The sequence below is a fragment of the Streptomyces sp. XY431 genome (genome assembly GCF_001279805.1).
GTDB classification, from domain to species: domain Bacteria; phylum Actinomycetota; class Actinomycetes; order Streptomycetales; family Streptomycetaceae; genus Kitasatospora; species Kitasatospora purpeofusca.
This window is the reverse complement of record NZ_LGDO01000500.1, coordinates 1-24,115: the sequence shown is the minus strand read 5'-3', so window position 1 is coordinate 24,115 and position 24,115 is coordinate 1. Positions and strand designations below refer to the sequence as shown.

Genomic DNA, 24,115 nt, shown 5'->3' with positions numbered 1-24,115 from the left:
TCGGTCGTCACCGGTGACTCGTCACGGTGGGCCGTCGGGCCGTTCATGGGCGCGGAACCAGGCACGAAGCCAGTCATGAACGGCCCGGACGGGTACCGGTTTTCGGGTGCGCCGGGCCCCGGCCGGCGGGTCAGTGGTAGGCGGGTCAGTGGTAGGCGGACTCGCCGGTGATCGCCTCGCCGAGGACGAGGGTGTGGATCTCGCTGGTGCCCTCGTAGGTGAGCACCGACTCCAGGTTGTTGGCGTGCCGCAGGACCGGGTACTCGGTGGTGATGCCGTTGGCGCCGAGCACGGTGCGGGCGCTGCGGGCGATCTCCAGCGCGGCCCGGACGTTGTTGAGCTTGCCGAAGCTGACGTGTGCCGGGCGGGCCGCGCCCTCGTCCTTGAGCCGGCCGATCCGCAGGGCGACCAGGTAGGCCTTCTCGACCTCCAGCATCATCTCGACCAGCTTCTGCTGGGTGAGCTGGAACCCGGCGATCGGGCGGCCGAACTGGACCCGGCTCTTCGCGTAGTCGAGGGCGGCGGTGTAGCAGTCGCGGGCGGCGCCGACGGTGCCCCAGAGGATGCCGTAGCGGGCCTCGTTGAGGGAGGACAGCGGTCCGCGCAGCCCGGTGACGCCGGGCAGGACGGCGTCGGCCGGCAGGACCACCTCGTCGAAGGCGAGCTCGCTGGTCACCGAGGCGCGCAGGGAGAGCTTGCCGTGCACGTCGGTGGCGGTGAAGCCGGGCATGCCGGGTTCGACCAGGAAGCCCCGGACGCCCTCCTCGGTCTGCGCCCAGACCACCGCGACGTCGGAGAGGGAGCCGTTGGTGATCCACATCTTGGAGCCGGAGAGCACCCAGTCCGCGCCCTCGCCGGCGCCCTTGCGGCGGGCGCGGGTGCGCATGTTGGCGGGGTCGGAGCCGAAGTCCGGTTCGGTGAGGGCGAAGCAGCCGATCAGTTCGCCGGCGGCGAGTCCGGGCAGCCAGCGCTGCTTCTGCTCCTCGGAGCCGAACGCGTGGATGGAGCGCATCGCCAGCGAGCCCTGGACCGAGACGAAGCTGCGCAGGCCCGAGTCGGCGGCCTCCAGTTCCATGCAGGCGACCCCGTAGGCGACGGCGGTCGAGCCGGCGCAGCCGTAGCCGTCGAGGTGCATGCCCAGCACGCCGAGGGCGCCGAGTTCGGGGGCGAGTTCGCGGGCGGGGAAGACCCCGCGCTCGAACCAGTCGCCGATGTGCGGGCGGATCCGGTCCTCGGTGAACTTCCGCACGGTGTCGCGGACGAGCCGCTCCTCGTCGGTGAGCAGGTCACCGACGGCGAGCAGGTCGGCGGGGTCGATCCTGGTCGGCTTCGCCATGGAAGCTCCTTGTAGTCTCGGCGGCGCGAACCGGTCGCGGCGTCGGGACCGGTCGCGGCACGAACCGGTCGCGGCGTTGGGTACCGGCGAGTATTGCGCACCGGCCGCCTCCCGGGACCGTCGGAAACGAGGGAGTGAGCATGTACACAGTCCGGCCGGTGACGGCGGAGGAACTGCTTGGCGCGGCCGAGCGGCTGGGCGGGCTGCTGGCGGACACCGTCGACGGCGGCGCGTCCGTCGGCTTCCTCGCTCCGCTCGACCCCGGCGCGGCGGCCGACTGGTGGCGGGCGCTGGCCCCGGACGTCGGGGCGGGGCGGCTGCTGCTCTGGGTCGCACACCCGGAGGCGGGTTCCGGCTCGGGCGCCGACGCGGACCGGCGGATCGCGGGGACGGTGCAGTTGCGGCCGGCGTCGACCGCCAACGGCCGGCACCGGGCGGAGGTGGCCAAGTTGATGGTCCACCGGGCGGACCGGGGCCACGGTCTGGCCGGCCGGCTGCTGGCGGCCCTGGAGGCGGCGGCCGTCGGGCGCGGGATCCGGACCCTGGTGCTCGACACCGAGACGGACAGCCCCGCCGAGCGCCTGTACGCGGCGGCGGGCTGGACCAGGGTCGGCTCGGTGCCGGACTTCGCGACCGACCCGGCGGGGGCTCCGCGCGCGACGACCGTCTACTACAAGGCGCTGCCGGTACCCGCCGCCGGTACCGCCCCGGTGTGCTGAGCGGTCGCGTCGCTACGATGACCGCTTTCGCGTACGGACGAGGCACAAGGGGTGGACCGTGGGACGTTGGGCCGTGGTGGTCGAGGAGACCGAGGGCGTCGGGGACGACCGGATCTGGGGCAGCAAGGTGCTCGCCGAGGTGGCGGGCACCCGGGAGGACGCCGTCGCCGAACTGCGGCGGCTCGTCCCGACCTACACCCCGCAGCACCCGTTCAACGCCCGGCGGCGCAGGCTGCTGCGGGACGGTGACAGCTATCTGCTGATCCTTCAGGGGAGCATGCGGGACTACCACTGCGTGTTCAGGGTGTGGGAGCTGCTGTGGGACAGCAAGCACCCCGAGGTGCAGCAGGAGCGGCTCGCGGCGGCCCAGGCCCGGGAGGCGGAGGCCGGCTGACGCCCGCGCCCCCGGCGGGGCTTCAGGCGACGCCGCACAGCCGGAGCACCGCCGTGGTCGCGGCGGCCGCGACCACCACGAGCGGGAACGGCGCGCGCCGCAGCGCGAGGACGCCCGCGACCAGGACGCCGGCCGGCCGGGCCCAGCCGGCGAAGTCGTGGCCCCGGGTGAGCGCGCCGGTCGCGATCAGGGCGACGAGCAGCACGGCGGCGGCGACGGCGAGCAGGTGGCGCAGCCGGTCCGAGACGGTGATCCGGCTGCCGAGCAGGGGCCCGGCCAGCCGGAAGGCGTAGGTGCCGGCGGCGAGCAGGAGGACGGCGAGCAGGGACATCAGTGGACCTCCTCGGCGACGGACCGGGGTTCGCCCTCGGCCACGGCGGCGGGGTCGCCTCCGGACGCGGCCGGTGCCGGGGCCGCCGGAGCCGGTGCCGGGGCCGCCGGGCGGCCCGCGAACAGCAGCCCGGCCAGGGCGAGCAGCACCGGCAGACCGGCCGGGACGAACGGGATGGCGGCCACGGCGACGGCCGCGCCGGTCAGGGCGGCGGTGCGGGTGCGGCGGTCGGTGAGCGAGGGCAGGACGAGGGCGAGCAGGACGGCGGGGAAGGCCGCGTCCAGTCCGAGCGCGTCGGTGTCGCCGATCAGCCCGCCGGCCAGCGCGCCGACGAGGACGGAGGCGTTCCAGACCACGAACAGCAGGAAGCCGCAGACCCAGTACGCCGCCCGGCGCCGCCGCGGGTCGGACTCGAGCAGGGTGAAGGCGACGGACTCGTCGGTGAGCAGGTGCGCGCCGAGCAGCCTGCGCCGGCGAGGGCCGTCCAGGACGTCGGAGACGGTGAAGCCGAAGGGCAGCAGGCGGGCGTTGAGGGCGAGGCCGGTGACGACGGCGGCGAGCGCGCCACCGCCGGAGAGCACGACGCCGACGGCGGCGAACTGCGCGCCTCCGGCGTAGACGAGGACGGACATGGCGACCGGCACCCAGAGGGGGAGGCCGCCGGAGACGGAGATCGCCCCGAACGAGATGCCGACCAGGGCGCCCGCGAGGCAGACCAGGGCGATGTCACGGAGCGTGGAACGTTCGAGGGTTCGGAGGAGCGAACGCATGTCCAGTAGAGTGAACCAGAGAGGTTTCGTTCGTCAAGGCGAACACTTGGACCTGTGGAGCGAACGCTGATGAGTGGAAGCAACAGCGGACCCGGCGCCGGCGCCTCCGGGAGCGAGCTGATCGAGCTGATCTCGGTGTCCGTCCGGCGCGAGCGCGAACGCGCCGGGCTGTCGATGGCCGAGCTGGCCCGCCGGGCGGGAATCGCCAAGTCGACTCTCTCCCAGCTGGAGTCGGGCGTCGGCAACCCGAGCGTGGAGACGCTGTGGGCGCTCGGCGTCGCGCTGGACGTGCCGTTCAGCCGGCTGGTCGACCCGCCGCGCCCGGTGGTCCGGGTGGTGCGGGCCGGCGAGGGCCCGGTCACCCACTCCGAGCGGGCCGACTACGCCGCGACCCTGCTGGCCTCCTGCCCGCCCAACGCCCGGCGCGACATCTACCGGATCGAGGCCGAGCCGGGCGAGACCCGGGCCTCCGACCCGCACATGCCGGGCACCGTCGAGCATGTGCTGCTGGGCGCCGGACGGGCGCTGGCCGGGCCGGCCGACGCGCCCGTCGAGCTGGGCCCGGGCGACTACGTGAGCTACCCGGGCGACGCCCCGCACGTGTTCCGGGCCCTGGCGCCGGGCACCCTCGCGGTGATCGTGATGGAGCACGTCTGAGGCCGCCCGGCGGGCCTGCGCACCGGCCGGTCGACCGGGGCTAGAGCTTCAACAGCCGGTCCAGGAACGGGTTGCCGAACACCCGGTGCGGGTCGTGGCGGTCCAGGACGGTGACCGCCTCGTCCCAGCCGGCCCCGCCGCCGGCGCGGTGGCTGGCGGGAACGACCCGGTCCAGCATGTCCGGGTCGGCCCAGGCGGCGTCCTCGGTGTAGGCCCAGCCCTTGGACCACTCGACGCGCAGACCGGCCCGGGTGCCGTCGAAGGAGCGCAGCAGGGCCTGTTCGAGGTCCCGGGCGAAGCGGTGCAGCCCGGGCGTGCCGGGGAAGGCGAGCACGTCGAGCCAGACCGCGGTGTCCCACTCGGGCCGGTCGGGGCGCGGGCGCAGCGCGGAGAGCAGCGGCGGCCGGGCGCCGGGCACCCCGGACCACGCCGGGTCGTCCGTGCCGGTGACCCGGATCTCCACCGCGCCGTTCACCGGGAACTCGCCGCGGGACCGGTAGTCGTCGAGCAGCCGCCGGTACAGGTCGGCGAATTCGGCCACCACCCACTGGAGGTCGGCGCGCCGGGCGAGGATCGCGTAGCCGTTCGCCGTGACCCGCAGGGTGGTCGGGCGGACGTACTGGAGCAGGGTGCGGGAGGGGCCCCAGAGGTCGGAGTGCAGGCCGCCGGCGAGCAGGTGGGTGAGCACCTCGCCGGTGAGCAGGTCGCGGATCAGCCCGCCGGAGAGCAGGACATCGGTGAGGTCGCCGGTGAGTCCGATCTTGGCGATCAGGTACTGGAGTTGGCCGAACAGCGGGGCGGATCCCCAGGCTCCGGCGACGAGTTGGCCGGCCAGCCGGGCGACCGGTTCCGGAATCGAGTCCGAGAAGGGGTAGTTGTAGGGCTCGTCGACGGCGCGGGAGCCGAACGGGCGGTTCGGGGCGATGCTCCAGGTCTTCAGCCACGGCCGGTCGGTGTAGGCGAACCAGATCGCCTCGGCCCGGCCGTCGCGGTCGACGAAGTCGGCGAAGGTGCGCGGGCGGGAGAGGCCGCCGAGCCCGGCCGTGGTGCCGGGGCGGGCGAAGAGCTCGGTGGCCGGGATGTCCAGCCGGCTGACGCAGCGCAGCGGGCGGTCGGCGCCGGCCCGGAGCACCACCTCGGTGACGAACGCCCGGCCGAGGTGGACCAGGAAGGCGGCGCTGTCCGCCTCGGACCGGTCGAAGGTCCGCAGGGTGTAGCGGTCGGTGGCCGGGTCGAGGACGACGGCGGTCAGCCGGGTCACCTGGTTGCTGACCGAGCCGTAGCCGTGTCCGTCGGCGCGGGCTTCGCCGGCGGCGGGGACGGCGGTGCCGTGGCCGCCGATCGCGAGCACGCCGCCGACGGTCAGTTCGCCGGGGGCGGGGACGGCGGTGAGGCCGAGGCCGCGGTCGGCCAGGTGGGCGAGCAGTGCCTCCATGGTGGCGCCGGTCTGGGCGCGGACGGTGGTGGGCGAGTCGGCGGTGACGGCGGTGAGGTGGCGGGTGGTGTCGAGCAGCAGCACCCGGGCCGACTCGGGGGTCCCGTCGGCGACGGTGAGCGGTGCCCAGGTGTGCCGGTGGCCCTGGGCGCGCAGGCGCCAGCCGTGGGCGCGGGCCCAGTCGGCGAGCGCCGGGACCTCCTCGGGGGTGCGCGGGGTGCAGGTCCAGAGCTGGTCGGTGCCGACCTCGCCGGACCAGTTCCGGTAGACGCGCTGGAACAGTTCGGTGCCGGCGGGCAGGTCGGGCGGGACGGGGGCGGCGGCCCGGGCGCTGTCCGGTCCGACGGTGCCGCTCACCAGCCAGCCGGTGGTGCCGAGCGCGGCGGAGAGGCCGAGGAGACGGCGGCGGCTGAGGCTGCGGTCGCCCGGCTCCCCGGGCGCCGGGTCGGGGGCGGCGCGGTCCTCCGGGCCCTGTCCGTCGTGGTGCCGATGGTGCTGGTGGTCCGGTGCTGCCGTCATGCCCGCCCCTGTGTCCGGTGGACTTTCGTCCGGTGTCTCCCCCGATTCCGGGTGAGCGTACGAAGCAGCCGCCGGGGTGCCCCGCCACGGCTCGTGATCTTCACTCGAAGGAATGAACCTTGCCGGATTTCCCGGTGGGCTCATAGGTTGATCGTGATCGTCGTCGCCCGACCTTCTTCCGTCCCCGCTTTTGCCGTTCCCGAGCTGCTGCCGTCCCCGATCTTCTCCGGAGGCCCCACCGTGCCCGCGCCCGCGCCCCTGACCGTCGCCGTCGCCCAGCCCGCCTGCGCCGAACCGGGCCGGCCCGACACCGTCGCGGTCAACGTCGAGCGCCACGCCGCCGCCGTCCGGGAGGCCGGCGCCGCCCGGCTGGTGGTCTTCCCCGAGCTCTCCCTCACCGGCTACGACCTCGCCGCGCCCTCGGTCGACCCGTCCGACGAGCGCCTCGCGCCGCTGGTCGCCGCCTGCGCCGCGACCGGCGCCACCGCCCTGGTCGGCGCGCCGGTGACCGACCCCGACGGCCGCGACTTCATCGCCACCATCGCCGTCACCGGCGAGGGCGCCGCGGTCGCCTGCCGCAAGACGAACCTCTACGGGAACGAGCCCGAGCGCTTCGCCGCCGCCGAGCGGCCCGCCCTGCTGGAGCTGGACGGCTGGCGGCTGGGCCTGGCGATCTGCGCCGACGCCGCCGACCCCGGGCACGCCGAGCGGCTGGTCGGGCTCGGCGCCGAGGCGTACGTCGCCTCCACCCTGTACGGGGCGGGCCCGGAGGCGCTGGCCACCAAGGCGGCCCGCTACCCGGCGCGGGCGGCGGACAACGGCGTCTGGGTGGTGCTGGCGACGGCCGCCGGGCCGAGCGGCGAGTTCGCCGCCAGCTCGGGCGGCTCGGGCGTCTGGGCCCCGGACGGCAGCGAGGTCGCCAAGGCGGGCACCGGGACGGGCGAGGTGGTGACCGCCGTCCTGGGGTAGTCATCAGCGGGTAGTCATCAGCGTCGGGTCCGGACACGTCGGTGTCCGGACCCGCGGGCGCGCGCCGGCCCGGAAATACCCCGGGCCGGCGCGCGGCTGTGGTCAGCGGAAGCCGAACCCGGCCGGAGCGGGGACCCTGGATCCGCAGGGGTCCCCGGCCCCCGGTCCGACCGGGACCGTTCAGGAGGTGCAGCGCACGATGGGTGACGAGCAGTACCGGATCGAGCACGACTCGATGGGCGAGGTGCGGGTGCCGGCCGCGGCGAAGTGGCAGGCGCAGACGCAGCGCGCGGTGGAGAACTTCCCGGTGTCCGGCCAGCGCCTGGAGCCGGCGCACATCGCCGCGCTGGCGCGGATCAAGGCCGCCGCCGCGCGGGTCAACGCCAGGCTGGGCGTCCTGGACGAGGAGACCGCCGGGGCGATCGTGTCCGCCGCCGAGGAGGTCGCGACGGGCCGGTGGGACGGGGAGTTCCCGGTCGACGTGTTCCAGACCGGCTCGGGCACCTCGTCCAACATGAACGCCAACGAGGTGATCGCCACCCTGGCCGGCGAGCGCCTCGGCCGGCCGGTCCACCCCAACGACCACGTCAACGCCAGCCAGTCGTCCAACGACGTGTTCCCGTCCTCGATCCACATCGCCGCCACCGCCGCCGTCAGCCACGACCTGATCCCCGCGCTGGAGCACCTGGCCGAGGCGCTGGAGCGCAAGGCGGCGGAGTTCGCGGGCGTGGTCAAGGCCGGCCGGACGCACCTGATGGACGCCACCCCGGTCACCCTGGGGCAGGAGTTCGGCGGCTACGCGGCGCAGGTCCGGCACGGGCGGGAGCGGCTGCTGGCCACCCTGCCCCGGGTCGCGGAACTGCCGCTCGGCGGCACCGCGGTGGGCACCGGCATCAACACCCCGCCCGGCTTCGCGGCGGCGGTGATCGAGGAGGTCGCGCGCGCCACCGGGCTGCCGCTGACCGAGGCCCGCGACCACTTCGAGGCGCAGGGCGCGCGGGACGGCCTGGTCGAGCTGAGCGGCCAGCTGCGCACCGTGGCCGTCGGGTTCACGAAGATCGCGAACGATCTGCGGTGGATGGGCTCGGGCCCGCGCACCGGCCTGGGCGAACTGAACCTCCCCGACCTCCAGCCCGGCTCCTCGATCATGCCGGGCAAGGTGAACCCGGTCCTGCCGGAGGTGGTGCTGATGGTCTCCGCCCAGGTGATCGGCAACGACGCCACCGTGACGGTGGCCGGGGCGAGCGGGAACTTCGAGCTCAATGTGATGCTGCCGGTGATCGCCCGCAACGTCCTGGAGTCGGTCCGGCTGCTCGCCAACAGTGCCCGACTGCTGGCCGACCGGGCCGTGGACGGCATCACCGCCAACGTCGAGCGGGCCCGGGAGTACGCGGAGTCCTCGCCCTCGGTGGTCACGCCGCTGAACCGGTACATCGGCTACGAGGAGGCGGCCAAGGTCGCCAAGCAGGCGCTGGCGGAGCGGAAGACGATCCGCCAGGTGGTCCTGGAGCGCGGGTACGTCGAGCAGGGGCGGCTCACGCTCGGGCAGTTGGACGAGGCGCTGGACGTCCTGCGGATGACCCGGCCGTAACGGCGGCCGGCACCGGGACACGCGCCCGGGGCGCGGACGGCGGCCTCGCCGTTCCGCGCCCCGGGTGTCGGGCTTCCGTCGGACGTCAGCTCTTCGCTCGGCCCGCCCGGCCGAGTCGCATCGCGGCTCCGTTCGACGTCATGGTGGCCATCGAGATGGCGGCGAGCCCCAGCAGGAACATCACGCCACCCGCGATCATGCAGGTCACGATGTTCTTGCCCCGGTTCACCTCACCCGAGACGACCCACGGCGAGACGAACGTCCACGCGCCGAGCAGGGTCGCGGCCCAGGCCCGTGCGTGAGTGCGCTCGTACGCCGAGCCGTAGCCGGCCATCAGCACGCAGTAGGCGATGCCGACGATCAGGCAGGTGACGGTCAGCGTGCTGAAAGCGGTGAAGCCGACGATCCATGGCGAGGCCGCCAGGAACAGACCGGCCAGGACGGCCAGGGCCTCGACGGCCTGGGCCCGTGGGGTCAGAGTGACCCGCTCGTAGTGCTCCCGGAGTTCGACGATGTCCGGATGGTGCTCCATGCCCATCGGAATCTGGGTAGACACCGATACCACCTCCTAGGTCTGGAACATGGGGGCGCAAGCCCAGTACCATTCTGGCGCCGTTGGACCGTTTTGCACCTTTTCGCCGGGGAAGCTACCCTGCCCGCCCGCCGGCCCGCCCCCTTCCGTCCGACGGGTGACCTCCGTCTCAACCCCGCCCGCCGCCATTGCGTATGCAACTCGTTGCATAGCAGGATGCCGCTCATGGCACTGGAGCACGCGATCCTCGTCTCGCTGCTGGAGCAGCCCGGTTCCGGCTACGAGCTGGCCCGGCGCTTCGACCGGTCCATCGGCCGCTTCTGGACCGCCACCCACCAGCAGATCTACCGGGTGCTGCGGCGGATGGAGACGGACGGCTGGATCTCGGTCGAGGAGGTCGCCCAGGACGGGCGGCCGGACAAGAAGGTGTACTCGGCGGCCGCGCCCGGCCGGACCGCGCTCGCCGCCTGGCTGCGCGAGCCCGTCGAGGCGGAGACGGTCCGCCACGAGCTCGCCGTGCGGATCCGCGCGGCGGCCTTCGACGACCCGGCCGCGCTGATCCCCGAGGTCGAACGGCACCGGGACGGCCACGCCGCCCTGCTCGCCCACTACCTCTACGGCGAGGGGCGCGACTTCCCGGCGCCGGACACGCTCGACGCCCGGCAGCGGCTCCAGCACGTGGTGCTGCGCGGCGGGATCGAGTACGAGCGGATGACGCTCGCCTGGCTGGACGACGTGCTCGCCACCCTGCGCGAGCTGGCCGCGGACGCCGCCGCCCCCTCGTCCGGCACCGGCACCGCCGGCACCGCCGGCACCGCCGCCCCCACCGACTGACCCCGCGTACTCCGCGCGCCACGCTCCACCCACACCCTCAGCTCTCCACCTCTCCACCCTCGACCCCCGGGAGCCCGCGATGCTCTTCAACCCGCGTTCCTACGACCCCGCGCAGTTCGACGAGCCGACCCGCCGGCTGCTGCGCGCGACCGTCGACTGGTTCGAGTCGCGCGGCAAGAAGGCGCTGATCGACACCTACATCGATCGCAGCTGGTACGCCGACTTCCTCGAATTCGCCGCCAAGGAAGGCCTGTTCGCCGAGTTCCTGACGCCGTCCGCGGCCGACCCGGACAAGCGCTGGGACACCGCCAGGATCGCCGAGCTGAACGAGATCCTCGGCTTCTACGGCCTCGGCTACTGGTACACCTGGCAGGTCACCATCCTGGGCCTCGGCCCGGTCTGGCAGAGCGAGAACGAGGCCGTCCGGGCGCGGGCCGCCAAGCTCCTGTCCGAGGGCCATGTGATGGCGTTCGGGCTCTCCGAGCGCAGCCACGGCGCCGACATCTACTCGACCGACATGATCCTCACCCCGGACGGCGAGGGCGGCTTCACCGCCACCGGCTCCAAGTACTACATCGGCAACGGCAATGTCGCCGGCCTGGTCTCGGTGTTCGGCCGCCGCTCGGACGTCGAGGGGCCGGAGGGCTACGTCTTCTTCGCCGCCGACAGCCGCCACGAGGCGTACCACCTGGTCAAGAACGTCGTGAACGCCCAGATGTACGTCAGCGAGTTCCGGCTGGAGGCGTACCCGGTCCGCGCCGAGGACGTGCTGCACACCGGCAAGGCCGCCTTCGACGCCGCGCTGAACACCGTCAACGTCGGCAAGTTCAACCTCTGCACCGCCTCCGTGGGCATCTGCGAGCACGCGATGTACGAGGCCGTGACGCACGCCCACAACCGGGTGCTCTACGGCAAGAAGGTCACCGACTTCCCGCACGTGCGGCGCGAGTTGACCGACGCCTACGCGCGACTGGTGGCGATGAAGCTCTTCGCCGCCCGCTCGGTGGACTACTTCCGCACCGCCTCCCCCGAGGACCGCCGCTACCTGCTCTTCAACCCGATGACCAAGATGAAGGTCACCACGGAGGGCGAGAAGGTCATCGACCTGATGTGGGACGTCATCGCGGCCAAGGGCTTCGAGGCGGACACCTACTTCGACAAGGCCGCCAAGGACATCCGGGGCCTGCCGAAGCTGGAGGGCACCGTCCACGTCAACCTGGCGCTGATCCTCAAGTTCATGGCCAACTACCTGTTCGCCCCGGCCGAGTACCCCGCGGTGCCGACCCGCCGGGACGCCGCCGACGACGAGTTCCTGTTCCGGCAGGGGCCGGCCCGGGGCCTCGGCGCGATCCGCTTCCACGACTGGCGGACCGCCTACGACGCCCACGCGCACCTCCCGAACGTCGCCCGGTTCCGCGAGCAGGCCGACGGCTTCTGCGCGCTGCTGCTGGAGCACGCGCCGAGCGCGGAGCAGCAGGCGGACCTCGACTTCCTGCTGGAGATCGGCCAGCTGTTCGCGCTGATCGTCTACGGCCAGCTGGTGCTGGAGCAGGCCGAGCTGACCGGGCTGGACCAGGACCTGCTGGACCAGGTCTTCGACGCGCTGGTGCGGGACTTCTCCGCGCACGCCACCGAGCTGCACGGCAAGGCCTCCACCACCGAGGCGCAGGCGGCGTGGGCGCTGGCGCACGTCCGCCGCCCGGTCGCGGACGGCGGCCGGACGGCGAAGGTGTGGGGCATGGTCGAGGCGCTCTCGGGCGCCTACGAGATGGCCGAGTAGCCACCTCGCTCACTCGTGGTGCACCCCGGGGGTGCCGGTCGGCGGACCGGTGCCCCCGGGGCCGTCTCTCCGGCGGGTCGTCAGCCTCAGAAGGTGAGCTTCCAGCTGTCGATGTAGCCGGTGTCCTGCGCCGCGACGTCCTGGACCTTGAGCTTCCAGGTGCCGTTGGCGGCCACCGCGGACGCGTTCACGGTGTAGGTGGTCTGCACGTCGGGCGCGGAGTCGCCGCTGGAGCCCTTCAGGCGGAAGGCGGTGCCGTTGGGCGCGACCAGGTCGATGACCAGGTCTCCGCGGTAGCTGTGCTTGATGTCCACGCCGACCTGGAGCGCGGCCGGCGCGTTGCCGGTCCGGCCGGTCACGGTGACGGCGGAGGTGACCGCCGCCCCGTTGTCCGGGATCTGCACGTCAGCGGTGTTCTCGAAGACGGTGCCGGTGGGCGGGGTGGTGCTGCCGGCGGAGAGGGTCCAGATCGCGTACGCGACGGCGTCGCTCATCCGGTCCAGCGCGGTGTCGTTGATGTTGGCGGTGGTGTCGCAGGAGGAGTGGTAGCAGCGGTCGAAGGGCTGGCCCGCCGTTCCGCCCCACTTCGCGGCCTGGGCGCTGGTCTTGGTGTAGTCGGCGCCGCTGAACAGGCCGCCGACCCGGATGCCCGCGTCCTGGAACGGGGCGTGGTCGGAGCGGCCGTCGCCCTCGAAGTCCTGCTCGGTGCTGATGCCGAGGCCGGCGAAGTAGTCGCGGAACAGGGCGTCGAGCGCGCTGTCGTAGCGGTAGGTGAAGTAGCCCGGGTTGGGCGAGCCGATCATGTCGAAGTTGAGGTAGGTGTCGATCTTCGAACGGTCGGCGCTGGACAGGCTGTTGACGTAGTTCTTGGAGCCGATCATGCCGTACTCCTCGGCGCCCCACCAGCCGAACCGCAGGTGCTTGGAGGGCGTGAGACCGGCCCGGGAGACGGCGAGCGCGGTCTCCAGGATGCCGGCGGAGCCGGAGCCGTTGTCGTTGATGCCCGGCCCGCCGGTGACGGAGTCCAGGTGGGCGCCGGCCATGACGACGTGCGAGGTGTCGCCGCCGGGCCAGTCGGCGATCAGGTTGTAGCCGGTCGAGCCGTTGTAGCTGAAGGTCTTCAGCGTGGTGGTGTAGCCCGCGGCGTCCAGCTTGGCCTTCACGTAGTCGATCGAGGCCTTGTAGCCGGCCCGGCCGTGGGCGCGGTTGCCGCCGTTGGCGGTGGCTATCGACTGGAGTTGGGCCAGGTGGGCCTTGACGTTGGCCACCGGGATGTCGGGGGCGGCGGCCGCCGCCGACGGGGCGGCGACGGGGGCCGGCGCCGCGGGGGACGCGGCCGCGGCCGGGGTCAGGAGGGCGGCCGCGAGGGTGACGACGGCGGCGGCGGACAGGGCGGATCGGCGCAGGCGGGATCGCCTCGGGGCGCGCTCGGTCAATGGAGGCTCCGATATCTGATGGGGCAGAACGGAAGCGCGCCACTTCGCGGGCGGCGTTGGGGTAGTGAGGGGGTGTGGGGCCGACCGCATCGCAAAGTTGACGCGACCATGATGATTGAGGGAACCTTCGGCCCCGTCAAGAGGCAGTGGGCAGAAGGGCGGTTGTCAGCCGTCCGCCGTCGGGCGGTCCGGGGTGCGGGGAAGCTCCGCGCGGACGAGGGCGCCGCCGTCGTGGTTCCCGGTCGCGAAGCGGCCGCCCAGCTCCTCGGCGCGCTCGGCCATCGAGCGGAGCCCCAGCCCCGACCCGGCTCGACGGGACCCGTCGGCGTCGACCGGCTCCGACCGGTCCGAGGGGAATCCCCGGCCGTCGTCCCAGACCTCGACCACCACCGCCTCCGGCCGCACCCGCAGCGTCAGCCGGGCCTGCCCCGCCGCCGAGTGGCGCAGGACGTTGTTCAGCGCCTCGCCGCTGATCCGCAGCACCGCCACCTCCACCGCGGCCGCCAGCGCCGGCGGCGGGTCCGGGTCCAGTACCAGTGCGATCCTGACCCGCGGCCCGTCCAGCTCCGCGACCAGCCGCCGCAGCGCCACCGCGAGCCCCTCCCCCGCCAGCGCGGCAGGGGCCAACCCCTCCGTGATCCGCCGCAGTTCGTCGATCGCCTGCCCGATCCCGGCCGACACCGCCCGCAGCGAGCGGGCCGCCGAGGAGCCCTCCGGCACGGCGGCCCTGGCGGTGTCGACACCCAGCCGCAGCCCCGAGAGCGTGGGCCCGAGCCCGTCGTGCAGGTCGTGCCGCAACCGGCGGCGCTCCTCCTCCCGGGCGAGCACGATCTGCCGCCGCCCGCGCTGCAGTTCCTCGTACATGCGCAGCGAGGCGATCGCGGGCGCGGCCTGGTCGGCGAGGAAGCGGAGCACCTCGTGGTCCTGCGCGTCCAGCTCCGGCTGCCCGGCCCGCGGCGGCGCGTAGAGGTCGCCGATCACCGCGCCCTCGTAACTGAGCGGGAACACCTGGCTGTCGGGGCCGACGGTGCCGACGGAGGCGAGTTCGTGCGGTCCGGTGCGGGTGTGCAGGACGACCCGGGCGCCGGGCAGGCCGAGGGCGCCCACCACGGTGTCGCACAGCAGCGGCGGGGCGTCGGCCGGGCTGACGGCGCGGCTCAGGCGCTCGGCGAGCGCCCGCACCACCTGGTAGGGGCGGGCCCGGTCGCCGTAGTAGAAGCGGTCGACGGCCCGCACGACCCAGCGGGTGGTGGGTCCCAGCAGTCCGCCGATGGCCAGCGCCCCGGCCGCCAGCAGCTGCGCGCCCGCGTTGCTGGCCGTCGGCAGGGCGCGGCGCAGCAGCAGGGCGATGCCGAGGTAGCCGGCGATCAGCAGGGCGATCAGCGCGAGGACGCTGAGCATCCGGCGGGTCGCCCGGTCGAGGTAGCGGGAGCGGTCGCGGGTGAACGCGTAGCCGACCGCGCCGAGCATCCACAGCGCCGACCCGGCGAAGTAGGCCACCGCCGCGACGCTCTCCGCACTCCCGATCTGCAGCGCGATGTTGGTCGTGACCAGCCACACCAGGTACGGCACCAGCACGGCGGTGACGCTGCGGTGCGGCCGCGCGGAGCGGCGCCAGCGGACGGCGGCCACGGTCAGGCTGATGACGACGATGCCCCAGGCGACCAGGGTCGCGTGCCATTCGTCGACCGGCAGTCCGCTCCCGTCCGGGACGAGGACGTCGCCGAAGTACGGCAGCGCGCGGCCGAGCCGCACGGCGCAGGCGTGCAGCGCGCTCCAGACGGCGACGGCGGCGACGAACGCGCGGCCCGGTCCGCCGGGCAGCCGTCCCTCGGGCAGCCAGAGCGGCAGGGCCATGGAGACGAAGATGAACAGGGTGACGGAGGCGAGCAGCAGTGCGGCGCCGAGGGCCTGCACCGCCGGTCCGGCGTCGGCGGCGGCGCCGGCGAGGAGGGCGAAGCGGGAGAGGCAGCCGCCGAGTCCGGCGGCCAGCAGGCAGCGGCCGAGGCTGCGGCCGGCCGGGGCCCCGGCCGGAGCGGGGTCGGACTCGGGGCCGGAGCCGGGGCCGGGGCCGCCCTCGGAGGCCGGGGCGGGCGCCGGTTCGTCGGCCCGCGGTCCCGCGCGGTGGGCGAGGATGAGCAGCCCGGAGAGCGCGAACGCGAAGCCGAGCAGGACGGTCTCGCCGTCGTGGAGGTAGAACGGCACGGCCCAGGCGGCGTCCTGGTGGGTGACGGCGAGCAGTACCCAGCCGAATCCGCTGAGCAGGGTCGCCGCACAGGCCCAGACGGCCGGGGTGAGGCCGCTCCGCCGGGGTGGCGCGGCCGGGCGGTCCGGCCGGGGGGCCGGCGGGTGCGCCGCTGCGGCCGCCGGCCCGTGGGGTGCGGCGGACGCCGTGGGTGCGGCACTGTGCCCGGTCCCGGTGCTGGCCGAGGTCGCGGCCGGTTCGCTCATGAGAGCCTCCTCTCCCGCATCCTCGGTGTCCTGGCGTCCCGGGGGCGCGGGACGGCGGTCCGGTCCCGGTCCCGGTCGCACCCGGGCACGGTCGGCCGGACCCGGGCACGGTCGTCGGCGGGCCGCCCGCCCCGCCCCGCCCGCCGGGCGGCCGGAGGAGCGGCGGCGGGTCAGCTGTCGCCGAGGCCCATGTCCCGGGCCCGGGCCACGGCCTCCGCCCGGGTGGCGACGTGCAGCTTCTCGAAGATGTGGGTGACGTGGTTGCGCACCGTCTTCTCCGCGACCACCAGCTCGCGGGCGATCCGGCGGTTGTCCAGCCCCCGGGCCACCAGGTCGAGGACCTCCGCCTCGCGGGCGGTGAGCGCCGGGAAGAGCTGCCCGGCCTCGCGCACCCGCGCACCGGCGAGCAGGGTGGTGATCCGCTCGGCCACGTCCGCGCCGAACACCGCGCCACCGGCCGCGACCGTCCGCACCGCGTGCAGCACCTCCTCCCGGCCCGCGCCCTTCACCAGGTAGCCGCGGGCCCCCGCCTGGAGCGCGGCGAGCAGGCTCCCGTCGTCGTCCGCCATGGTGAGCATCAGCACCGGCGGGGCCGGCCGGTCGGCGGAGAGCCGGCGGGTGGCCTCCAGCCCGGAGCCGTCCGGCAGGGAGAGGTCCATCACGACCATGTCCGGACGGTGGCGGGCGACCGCCTCCGGCACGTCGCCCACGCGCTCGGCCTCGGCGACGACGACGATCCCCTCGGCGCTCTCCAGGGCGGCCCGCAGCCCCTCCCGGAACAGCGGGTGGTCGTCGACGATCAGGACCCGCACGGGTGCGGCCGACGGCTCCCCGTCCGGTTGCGGTCCCCCGGCCCGGGGGTCTTCGGCGGGCTGCTCTTCATCCACCTGGCCGACACTACCAGCGATGCCGGTGTGACTTTCGGTGACCGAACTGCCGGGCGGCCGGGCCGAACGAGACCGCTGCCCCATGCGCCCGGGACGACGGGCGGCCGAGACTGGTGGGAACGCGCCCGACCCGGCGACCGGCCCCGGCGGACCCCGCCCTCATCCGTCCCTAGGCGGTGCCATGACCACGGTGACCCCACTCCCGCCCCTGCCGCGTACGCCCGCCGGGGCCCCGCCGCGCCGGACGCCCGCCCAGCGCCGGCTCACGGGGGCCGCGGCGCTCACCGTGCTCTGCCTGGCGGTCGCCGCCCTCTGGGTCTGCTACGTGCTGGTCCACCTCGACGCGCCCGGGGTGGAGGCCCCCCGGGACCAGCTCGCCATCCTGGTCTACGCGCTGCCCACCGCCGCCGCGGGCATGCTGCTGCACGCCCACCGTCCGGGAAATCCACTCGGTTGGGTGATGCTCGTCTACGCACTGACGTCGATGCTGCCGAGCGCGGCCGCCGCACCCGTCTGGGTGGAGGTCTCCGACCCCGGGCTCGTCGGCGCGGCCGCCGTGGTGCGCGCGGTGTGCGACACGGTCAGCCAGACGCTGTTCTACGTACTGCCGCTCTGGCTACCGGCCGGACGGCTCACCACCCGCAGGTGGTGGTGGTACATCGGCGCCGTCACCCTCTGGGTGCTCCCGGACACCATGTCCTTCCTGGACCGCGCGACCGTGTTCGGCCACCCCAACCCGCTCGCCGACAGCGCCGTGGCGAACGCCTTCGGCTCCGTGTCCGACCAGCTCGACCGCCTCTACGACCCGGTGAACTACCTGCTGATCGGCATCGCGGCCACCGTGCTGCTGGTCCGGCTGCTCCGCCGGACCGCGCCCCGCCACCGCGCCCACCTGGCCGGCATGCTCGGCGCCTATCTGCTCTGGGCCGGCCTGCAGGACTACTACACCCGGCGGTTCCAGTACGAGTACTGGCTGAGCTACTCGCTGTTCACGGCGGCGGGCGCGGTCTGGGCGGTCGCGGTGGCGTTCCTGGTGGTGCGCGACGGCGGGTGGCGGCTGGACCGGGCCGCCCGGTCCGTGCTCAGCGGCCTGCTGCTCGCCGCCGGGCTCACCGTGGTGTTCGTGGTCTGCGCGGCGGTGCTCTCGGGCTGGCTGGTGCCCGGCCGCGGCGGCGCCGCCCTGCTGCTGATCGCCCTGCTCCTCGCCCTGGGCGCGGGCCTGCCCCGGGCCGCCCGGCGGGCGGTGCGCCTCGTGGACCGGCTCTACTACGGCGAACGCGCCCAGCCCTACCAGGTGCTCCGCACCCTGGCCGGGCAGGTCCGGCAGGTCGTCGACCCGGAGCGGCTGCCGTCCGCGCTCTGCGGCACCGTCGCCGAGGAACTGCGGCTGCCGGGTGTGGCGCTGGCCGTCACCACCCGGGCCGGGCGTCGCCCGCTGGCCGCGGTGGGGCGGCTGGACGGGCCGGTCCAGGGCTTCGCGCTGGTCCACCACGGCACGACGATCGGGGAGCTGACCGTCGGACTGCGGGCGGGCGAGGAGCGGCTCGACCCCAGCGACGTCGACATCCTGCGCTCGCTGGCGGACCAGGCCTCGCCGGCCGTCGCCTCGCTGCGGCTCCAGGAGGACCTCCAGGCCAGCCGGGAACAGATCGTCGCGGCGCGGGAGGAGGAGCGGCGGTGGCTGCGCCGGGACATCCACGACGGGCTCGGGCCGGCGCTGGCGGGCCTGCGGCTGCGGGTCGACAACGCGGCCTCGGCCGCCTCGGCCGCCTCTGCCTCCTCGGCCTCCGGGAAGGGCAGCTCCGGGAAGGCCACCTCCGGGGACGGCGGCTCCGGGAAGGCCACCTCCGGGAAGGGCGGCTCCGGGAAGGGCGCTGACGCGCTGGCCCTGACCCTGCAAGGGATCTCCGGCGACCTGGCGCTGACGATCAAGGAGGTACGGCGGATCACGGACCGGCTCGGGCCCGCACCGCTCGGCGAGTTCGGCCTCACCCGGGCCATCGAGCACCTGGCGGCCACGTTCAGCAGCGACGGCCTCGCCGTCAGCACCGCCCTGCGGCCTGACCCGCTGCCGGAACTGCCGGCCGCCGTCGAGGTGGCCGCGTACCGGATCACCGCCGAGGCGCTGAACAACGTGCTCCGGCACGCCCGCGCCCGGCACGCCGAGGTGGCCCTCCGGGTGGACGAGGCGAACCTCGTCCTGACCGTCCAGGACGACGGGATCGGCCTCGGCGACCCCCAGGCACCCGACGAGTACCCGGGCCCCGTCGACACCGGTCCCACCGACACCGGCCCCACTGACACCGGCCGCACCGACGCCGGCCCGGCGGACCCGGGCCAGGCCGACGGGGTCGGGCTGCGGTCGATGTCGGACCGTGCGGCCGAGATCGGCGGCCGCTGCACCGTCGGCCGCCTCCCCACCAACGGCACCCGGGTGCTCGCCGTCCTCCCCCGTCACCCCTCCCGAAGCCCCCGGCCCGGCGCCTGAACGCTCCGACGGGCGTGGTCCTGCCGACACGCCCGTGCCCCCCGCGCGGTGAGGCGCGGGGGGCACGGGGGACGGAGGTGGTGCCGGGTCGGAGGGTTCGGACGGGGTCAGTTCTTGCAGTCCTTCTCGCCCGGCTTGCAACGGCGCTCGGTGGTCTTGGTCCCGTCGGCGGGCGCCGCCTTGGCCAGCGCGCCGACGGCGCTCCTGATGACCACGGTGGCTGTGGCGATGCCGACGACTACGGACGCGACGCCGAACGTCCTCGTTATCGTGTTCGTTGCCATGAGTGGTGCTCCAGACTTCTTGCTCTTCGAGCGGTCCGACCGATCGACCGCTCCGCCCTCCACTCTGGTCGGCGGCCCGCCCCGGGCACATGGGCCTGCCGTCCTGTTCCGGTCCCAGGACGGGTCCGCGGGCACGAACCACCGGCCCCCGCCGGGGTGGCGGGGGCCGGTGGCCGGGAAACGGGGTGGTCGGGCGGCGGAGTGGTCGGGCGGCGGGGCGGCGGCGGGACCGGTCACGGCCGGCTGCGCCGTTCGGCGCGGCGCCGGGCCAGGGAGCTCCTGGTCGCGGTGGTGCGGCGCGGCGCGTCCAGCGCGAGGCAGAGCACCTCGGCGCCGAGCGGGCCGGCCTCCAGCCGCAGCGAACAGCCCCGGGTCGCCAGCAGCAGGTCGCCGTCGACGGCCAGGTGGTCCGGCTCGTCGGCGGTCCGGCCGACGAGCAGCGAGCCGCGCACCACGAACAGGACGGTCTCGCCGTCCGGCCGCCCCGGCAGCGCGTGGTGCGCGCCAGGGCTGAGCCGCAGGTGGTCGAAGGTCTCGCAGGCGCTGGTGAGCATGGACCGGCGCGCCAGGCAGCGGACGCGGACGCGTTCGCCGTTCGGGCCGAGGATGACGGTGGCCGAGGCCGTGGCGGTGGTGACGATCATCGTGCCTCGCCTCCCTTGGGGCTCGGAGGGGTCTCGGGACGGTCGGGGGTGTCGGCGGCCGCGCCGTCGTCGGTGGCCGGGTGCTCGGTGACCGGCTGCTCGGTACTCGGGCGCTCGGTGACCGGACGCTCGGTGACGGACTGCTCGGTGACCGGACGCTCGGTGACGGACTGCTCGGTGACCGGACGCTCGGCCGCCGGGTGGGCGGTGGCGCCGCCCGGGCGGCCGGTGACGGCGAGGATCGCGTGGAAGTACTCGAGCCCGGCAGTACCGGCCGTGAGCACGGTGCGCGCGCCGAGCGGCAGGGTCAGGGCGGTGCCCTCGACCAGCGGGAGTCCGGAGTCGGCGACCGTCGACGCGTCGGCCTCGGCCCCGGGCACCGTCGCGATGCCCGAGCCGGCCGTGATGTAGAGGGCGCGTTCGACGCCCTCGGCGGCGACCTCGACGCTGCGACCCGGGTCGAGCCACTGCAGTCCGACGGCGCGGAGCGGTCCGGTCAGCACCCGGCTGGGGTCGACGGCGCCGCGGCGGCGGAGGTCGGTGATGACGGTGCCCGTCATGACGGGAACTCCTTCTGCTGAGCTGCGGTCCCTGCTGGGCCGCTTCTGATCTCCACGGTGCTGCGCCTGCCGTCCCGGCCGCACGGGGACCCGGTCCCGTCCTGTTCCCGGCCGGCGGCCGGGCGCTCGTCCCCCCGGTTCGGGGGTGCGGTCGGGCCGGTGCCGGCGACCCGGCTGTGCGGAACGGTGACCCGGTCGGCCCGGTCGGTCCGGGCAGCCAGCTCGCCCACGGCGGCCCGCAGGACCGGGCCGTCCACCGGGGTCAGCAGCCGCCCGTCGGCGCAGTACGGGCGTCCCAGGTCGGCGAGGAGCAGCAGGCCGGGCCGGGTGGCGGCGACGGCAGCGGCGGCGAGCCGGTCGAGGTCCGCTCCGGCGGGCAGGGCGGTCGCGGAGCCGTTCCGCACGAGCAGGTCCCGGTGGGCCCGGCCGGTCGGGCGGTCGGCCAGGCCGAGCCGGGCCGCCACCGCGGCGGCGAGCAACAGGCCCAGGGCGTCGGCGTCGCCGGGCGCGAGTGCAGGGCCGAGGACCGCCCGCGCGGCGGCGGCGAGGCTGCGGCCGTAGCCGAGGGCGAGTGCGGGGCCGGTCTCGTCCGGGTCGAAGCAGACCAGGGCGGACCGGGCGTCGGCGCACAGGGCGAGCAGTGCGGTCAGGGTCCGCGCGTCGTGGCGGGCCCCGGGCGTGAGCAGGCCCGCGAGCGCCGGGTAGTGGGCCGGGCAGACGGCGAGCACGTGCCGGACGACGGCGACGAGCCCGGCCCGGGTCCGCGCGGCGGGCCGGGCGGCGAGCAGGTCGGACCGGACCCAGGCCAGGGCGGCCGGGACCGGACGGTGCAGGGTGAGGGCGGGACCGCAGGCGGCGGCGAGATCGGTCGGCACCCGGACGGCGGCCGGGACCGCACAGGCGCGTTCGCCTCCGACCGCGATCACCGTGCCGTCGGGGAGGGCGTCGGCCTCCGTCCCGCCGCCGGTGGCCGGGTCGCCGGGGAGCGGGCGCGCGCGGAGCTCGTGCAGGACGGTGGACGCCCGGGCCTCGGCGAGCGCGCGGACGCGGGCCAGCTGGCCCGGGGGCGCGGTGCCGTCGGTGACGAGGACGAACCGCCGGGCCTCGAACTCGGCGATCCGCGCGCCGAGTTCGCCCCAGGAGTGCTCGCCGCCGCGAACCGTGAGGGTGAGGTGCGCGGCACCGGCCTGGATCCGCCGGTCCAACCGTGCACTGCGACGCATGGGGGCCTCCTCCCGTTCGGGGTCGGAGGCCCAGCGTGTCGCGCCCGTCGCCCCGGGCGCCTGAGCCCCGGGGCCCGTCCGGGCCCTGCCCACCGGGTGGGACGTCCGGGTGGGACGTCCGGGTGGGACGTCCGGGACGTCCGGGCGCGGCGGCGAGCCGGGCGGGGCGGTCGAAGCTGTCAGCCGTCGAGCGTCGGCCCTGCGGCCGCCACCGCCGACCAGGCGCGCAACCACCCTGCCGCGCCGACGAGTTCGCGCCCGCCCAGGTCGTCGACGAGCACCCCCGCGCCGATCCCGGACGGCAGCGGCAGCCACCGCCGTCCGTCGCGTCGCCGAACGGTGTCGGCGAGTGCCTCGGCGAGCGCGATCGACTCCAGCAGCGGGTGCCAGACCGGCAGTTCGAGCCGTCGCATCAGCCGGAGGATCCGTTCGGCCTGCTCCGCGCCGACCAGGCCGCGCCGCCGGGCGACCGCCGTGGTCAGCGCCATGTCGACGCAGACCGCCTCGCCGTGCAGCAGCTCCGGCAGCGCGCGCGTCTCCACCGTCGGGCTGAACGTGTGCCCGTAGTGCCGCAGGCGCTCCCGGCCGTCCGCCCCGGCGACAGCGCGCCCCTCGAACGCCGTTGCGTCGACGACGCGCGCGAGCACGGCGGCGCCGATGCCGGCGGCCTGGAACCGGGTGTCGAGCAGGTCCCGGCCGCGCCGCTCCAGCAGCCCGAACAGCTCCGCGTCCGCGATCAGCGCGAGCTTGAGGACCTCGGCGAGGCCGCTGGCGACATGGCGGCGCCCCAGGGTGACCAGGAAGGCCGGGTCGACCAGCGTCTCGGCCTCGGGACGGTGGGCGACCAGGCCGTGCAGGGTGGTGGGGACCCGCACGAACGGCGTGGAACGGCGGTAGAGGGTGCAGGCGAGCCCGACGACCTCGGCGAGCACGCCGCCGCCGACCGCCAGCACCGGCGCGCCCCGGCGGGGGATCCCGAAGGAGTCCATCCGGTCGGCGACCTGGAACACCGCGTCCATGGTCTTCACCTGTTCGTGGCCGGGCAGCACCAGCGTCTCGTGGTCGACGCCCCGGGCGTCCAGGTAGTGGTGGAGCCGGTGGCCGTGCAGTTCGTGCACCCGGGCGTCGACCACGACGAGCCGGCGCCCGGGCGGACCGCCGGCCAGGGCGAGCGCCGGGTTGCCCGGATCCAGCAGGCCGGGCACGAAGCGGAGCCCCGGTCGGACGGGGTCCCCGGGGGCGACGGCCGGGGCGGGGGGACAAGCCAGGGGGGCGGGGCTGTCCTGGGTTCGGGGGACGTTCACGGGTCGGCTCCTTCGAGCGGGATTCGAGCGGGACGGGACGGCGCAGGACGGACGCGGGTGGGCGCGGAGGGACGGCCCGGCGGGCGAGGGACGGGCCCGCCGGGTCGCTGTCCCCCACGGTGCCGCGCCCGCCGTCCCGGACGCACGGGTGGACGGCCCCATCCGCGTCCCGACCCGGCGCGGGACCGCGCCCCCCGAAGTCCGGTCCGGACCGCGGCCCGGGCCGCCGCGGTCCGGGCCGCCGCGGTCCGACGGTCGCCCCGGCGACGTACGGTGGAACGGAGAGGCCGCACCCATGCCCGCCACCCGCACCCACTTCACCGACCGCACCGACGCCGGCCACCGACTGGCCGCCCGGCTCACCCACCTGCGCGGCCCCGGCACCGTGGTGGTCGCCCTGCCGCGCGGCGGGGTGCCGGTGGCCGCCGAGGTGGCCGCCGCGCTCGCCGCGCCACTGGACATCTGCGTCATCCGCAAGCTGGGCCTCCCCCACCAGCCGGAGCTGGGGATGGGCGCGATCGGCGAGGACGGGGTGCGGGTGCTCAACGAGCAGGTGCTGCGGCCCGCGCGGGTCACCCCGGGGCAGCTGGCCGCCGTGGAGGCCCGCGAACGGGCGGAGCTGGAACGCCGGGCCCGCCGCTACCGGGGCGACCGGCCGCCGGTCGACCTGCGCGGGCGGACGGTGGTCGTGGTCGACGACGGCGTGGCCACCGGTTCGACCGCGCGGGCCGCCTGCCTGATCGTGCGGGCGCGCGGCGCCCGGCGGGTGGTGCTCGCCGTGCCGGTGGCGCCGGAGGACTGGACGGAGCGGCTGGGCGATGTCGCGGACGAGCTGGTCTGTGTCGGTACGCCCTCGCCGTTCTTCGCGATCGGCGAGTTCTACGCCGACTTCTCGCAGACCGGGGACGCCGAGGTGCTGCGCCGGCTCGCCGAGGCCGGAGGCAGGTCCGTCCCCGACGGCCCCGACCCCG

General features: G+C 75.2%; 22 protein-coding genes. 9 read left to right on the top strand and 13 right to left on the bottom strand.

Annotated features, from left to right (window positions below; all coding sequences use genetic code 11):
- Window positions 1-145: 145 nt before the first annotated feature.
- Window positions 146-1,336: an acyl-CoA dehydrogenase family protein gene (locus ADK60_RS35720; protein ID WP_053651014.1), complete on the bottom strand. Its 1,191-nt coding sequence runs from the start codon at window positions 1,334-1,336 to the stop codon at window positions 146-148.
- A 140-nt stretch (window positions 1,337-1,476) separates the two neighbouring features.
- Here ADK60_RS35720 and ADK60_RS35715 point away from each other — a divergent pair, with 140 nt between their 5' ends.
- Both ADK60_RS35715 and ADK60_RS35710 read left to right on the top strand, forming a co-directional pair.
- Window positions 1,477-2,055: a GNAT family N-acetyltransferase gene (locus ADK60_RS35715; RefSeq protein ID WP_053651013.1), complete on the top strand. Its 579-nt coding sequence runs from the start codon at window positions 1,477-1,479 to the stop codon at window positions 2,053-2,055.
- A gap of 58 nt (window positions 2,056-2,113) precedes the next feature.
- Complete coding sequence (locus tag ADK60_RS35710) at window positions 2,114-2,449, top strand: hypothetical protein (RefSeq protein ID WP_159400714.1); 336 nt, start codon at window positions 2,114-2,116, stop codon at window positions 2,447-2,449.
- Between the two features lie 22 nt (window positions 2,450-2,471).
- Here ADK60_RS35710 and ADK60_RS35705 read toward each other — a convergent pair whose 3' ends face one another.
- Together ADK60_RS35705 and ADK60_RS35700 are read right to left on the bottom strand one after the other, a co-directional pair.
- Window positions 2,472-2,780: an AzlD domain-containing protein gene (locus ADK60_RS35705; RefSeq protein WP_053651011.1), complete on the bottom strand. Its 309-nt coding sequence runs from the start codon at window positions 2,778-2,780 to the stop codon at window positions 2,472-2,474.
- Window positions 2,780-3,550, bottom strand: coding sequence for an AzlC family ABC transporter permease (locus ADK60_RS35700; RefSeq protein ID WP_063783364.1), 771 nt, complete (start codon window positions 3,548-3,550; stop codon window positions 2,780-2,782). Before ADK60_RS35700 ends, ADK60_RS35705 begins: the two co-directional genes overlap by 1 nt.
- A gap of 69 nt (window positions 3,551-3,619) precedes the next feature.
- On the opposite strand from ADK60_RS35700, the gene ADK60_RS35695 reads away from it, so the two are divergent.
- The gene (locus tag ADK60_RS35695) at window positions 3,620-4,207 is read left to right on the top strand and encodes a helix-turn-helix domain-containing protein (protein WP_053651010.1); all 588 of its coding nucleotides are present in this window, start codon (window positions 3,620-3,622) and stop codon (window positions 4,205-4,207) included.
- 40 nt (window positions 4,208-4,247) lie between these two features.
- On the opposite strand, the gene ADK60_RS35690 is transcribed toward ADK60_RS35695, so the two are convergent.
- Window positions 4,248-6,161, bottom strand: coding sequence for a cholesterol oxidase substrate-binding domain-containing protein (locus ADK60_RS35690; protein WP_079008970.1), 1,914 nt, complete (start codon window positions 6,159-6,161; stop codon window positions 4,248-4,250).
- A gap of 240 nt (window positions 6,162-6,401) precedes the next feature.
- Here ADK60_RS35690 and ADK60_RS35685 point away from each other — a divergent pair, with 240 nt between their 5' ends.
- Together ADK60_RS35685 and ADK60_RS35680 are read left to right on the top strand one after the other, a co-directional pair.
- A complete protein-coding gene (locus tag ADK60_RS35685) occupies window positions 6,402-7,130 on the top strand; it encodes a carbon-nitrogen hydrolase family protein (protein WP_199839828.1) in 729 nt (242 codons plus the stop codon).
- Window positions 7,131-7,329: 199 nt separating this feature from the next.
- Window positions 7,330-8,721, top strand: coding sequence for a class II fumarate hydratase (locus tag ADK60_RS35680; protein ID WP_053651009.1), 1,392 nt, complete (start codon window positions 7,330-7,332; stop codon window positions 8,719-8,721).
- Window positions 8,722-8,806: 85 nt separating this feature from the next.
- On the opposite strand, the gene ADK60_RS35675 is transcribed toward ADK60_RS35680, so the two are convergent.
- The gene (locus ADK60_RS35675; RefSeq protein WP_234326073.1) at window positions 8,807-9,277 is read right to left on the bottom strand and encodes an SPW repeat protein; all 471 of its coding nucleotides are present in this window, start codon (window positions 9,275-9,277) and stop codon (window positions 8,807-8,809) included.
- A gap of 201 nt (window positions 9,278-9,478) precedes the next feature.
- On the opposite strand from ADK60_RS35675, the gene ADK60_RS35670 reads away from it, so the two are divergent.
- Window positions 9,479-10,087 carry a PadR family transcriptional regulator gene (locus tag ADK60_RS35670; RefSeq protein ID WP_053651008.1) on the top strand — a complete coding sequence of 203 codons (609 nt, stop codon included), beginning with the start codon at window positions 9,479-9,481 and terminating at the stop codon, window positions 10,085-10,087.
- Between the two features lie 79 nt (window positions 10,088-10,166).
- On the top strand, window positions 10,167-11,867 hold the full coding sequence (locus tag ADK60_RS35665) for an acyl-CoA dehydrogenase family protein (RefSeq protein ID WP_053651007.1): 1,701 nt from the start codon (window positions 10,167-10,169) through the stop codon (window positions 11,865-11,867).
- Between the two features lie 86 nt (window positions 11,868-11,953).
- On the opposite strand, the gene ADK60_RS35660 is transcribed toward ADK60_RS35665, so the two are convergent.
- From ADK60_RS35660 to ADK60_RS35650, 3 genes are all read right to left on the bottom strand, one after another.
- The gene (locus ADK60_RS35660) at window positions 11,954-13,303 is read right to left on the bottom strand and encodes a M28 family metallopeptidase (protein ID WP_053651006.1); all 1,350 of its coding nucleotides are present in this window, start codon (window positions 13,301-13,303) and stop codon (window positions 11,954-11,956) included.
- Window positions 13,304-13,468: 165 nt separating this feature from the next.
- Window positions 13,469-15,754 (bottom strand): sensor histidine kinase, encoded by a 2,286-nt coding sequence (locus ADK60_RS35655; protein ID WP_053651005.1) that lies wholly within the window; start codon window positions 15,752-15,754, stop codon window positions 13,469-13,471.
- Window positions 15,755-15,924: 170 nt separating this feature from the next.
- Window positions 15,925-16,566: a response regulator gene (locus ADK60_RS35650; RefSeq protein ID WP_045941505.1), complete on the bottom strand. Its 642-nt coding sequence runs from the start codon at window positions 16,564-16,566 to the stop codon at window positions 15,925-15,927.
- A gap of 256 nt (window positions 16,567-16,822) precedes the next feature.
- Here ADK60_RS35650 and ADK60_RS35645 point away from each other — a divergent pair, with 256 nt between their 5' ends.
- Window positions 16,823-19,129, top strand: a complete 2,307-nt coding sequence (locus tag ADK60_RS35645; protein WP_053651004.1) for a GAF domain-containing sensor histidine kinase — start codon at window positions 16,823-16,825, stop codon at window positions 19,127-19,129.
- 107 nt (window positions 19,130-19,236) lie between these two features.
- Here the strand turns inward: ADK60_RS35645 and ADK60_RS45300 are convergent, their stop codons facing one another.
- The 5 genes from ADK60_RS45300 to ADK60_RS35625 all read right to left on the bottom strand — a co-directional run bounded on the left by ADK60_RS45300 (window position 19,237) and on the right by ADK60_RS35625 (window position 23,144).
- Window positions 19,237-19,413: a hypothetical protein gene (locus tag ADK60_RS45300; RefSeq protein WP_159400713.1), complete on the bottom strand. Its 177-nt coding sequence runs from the start codon at window positions 19,411-19,413 to the stop codon at window positions 19,237-19,239.
- Window positions 19,414-19,646: 233 nt separating this feature from the next.
- Window positions 19,647-20,057 (bottom strand): pirin family protein, encoded by a 411-nt coding sequence (locus tag ADK60_RS35640; RefSeq protein ID WP_053651003.1) that lies wholly within the window; start codon window positions 20,055-20,057, stop codon window positions 19,647-19,649.
- Window positions 20,054-20,617 carry a hypothetical protein gene (locus tag ADK60_RS35635; protein WP_053651002.1) on the bottom strand — a complete coding sequence of 188 codons (564 nt, stop codon included), beginning with the start codon at window positions 20,615-20,617 and terminating at the stop codon, window positions 20,054-20,056. Before ADK60_RS35635 ends, ADK60_RS35640 begins: the two co-directional genes overlap by 4 nt.
- Window positions 20,614-21,840 (bottom strand): dehydroquinate synthase/iron-containing alcohol dehydrogenase family protein, encoded by a 1,227-nt coding sequence (locus ADK60_RS35630; protein WP_107094804.1) that lies wholly within the window; start codon window positions 21,838-21,840, stop codon window positions 20,614-20,616. The genes ADK60_RS35635 and ADK60_RS35630 overlap by 4 nt, the downstream gene beginning before the upstream one ends.
- A 179-nt stretch (window positions 21,841-22,019) precedes the next feature.
- On the bottom strand, window positions 22,020-23,144 hold the full coding sequence (locus ADK60_RS35625) for a 3-dehydroquinate synthase family protein (RefSeq protein WP_053651000.1): 1,125 nt from the start codon (window positions 23,142-23,144) through the stop codon (window positions 22,020-22,022).
- A 295-nt stretch (window positions 23,145-23,439) separates the two neighbouring features.
- Between ADK60_RS35625 and ADK60_RS35620 the strand changes: the two genes are divergently transcribed.
- Window positions 23,440-24,115: phosphoribosyltransferase (locus ADK60_RS35620; protein WP_286185323.1), on the top strand; the 676-nt coding region annotated here is incomplete at its 3' end.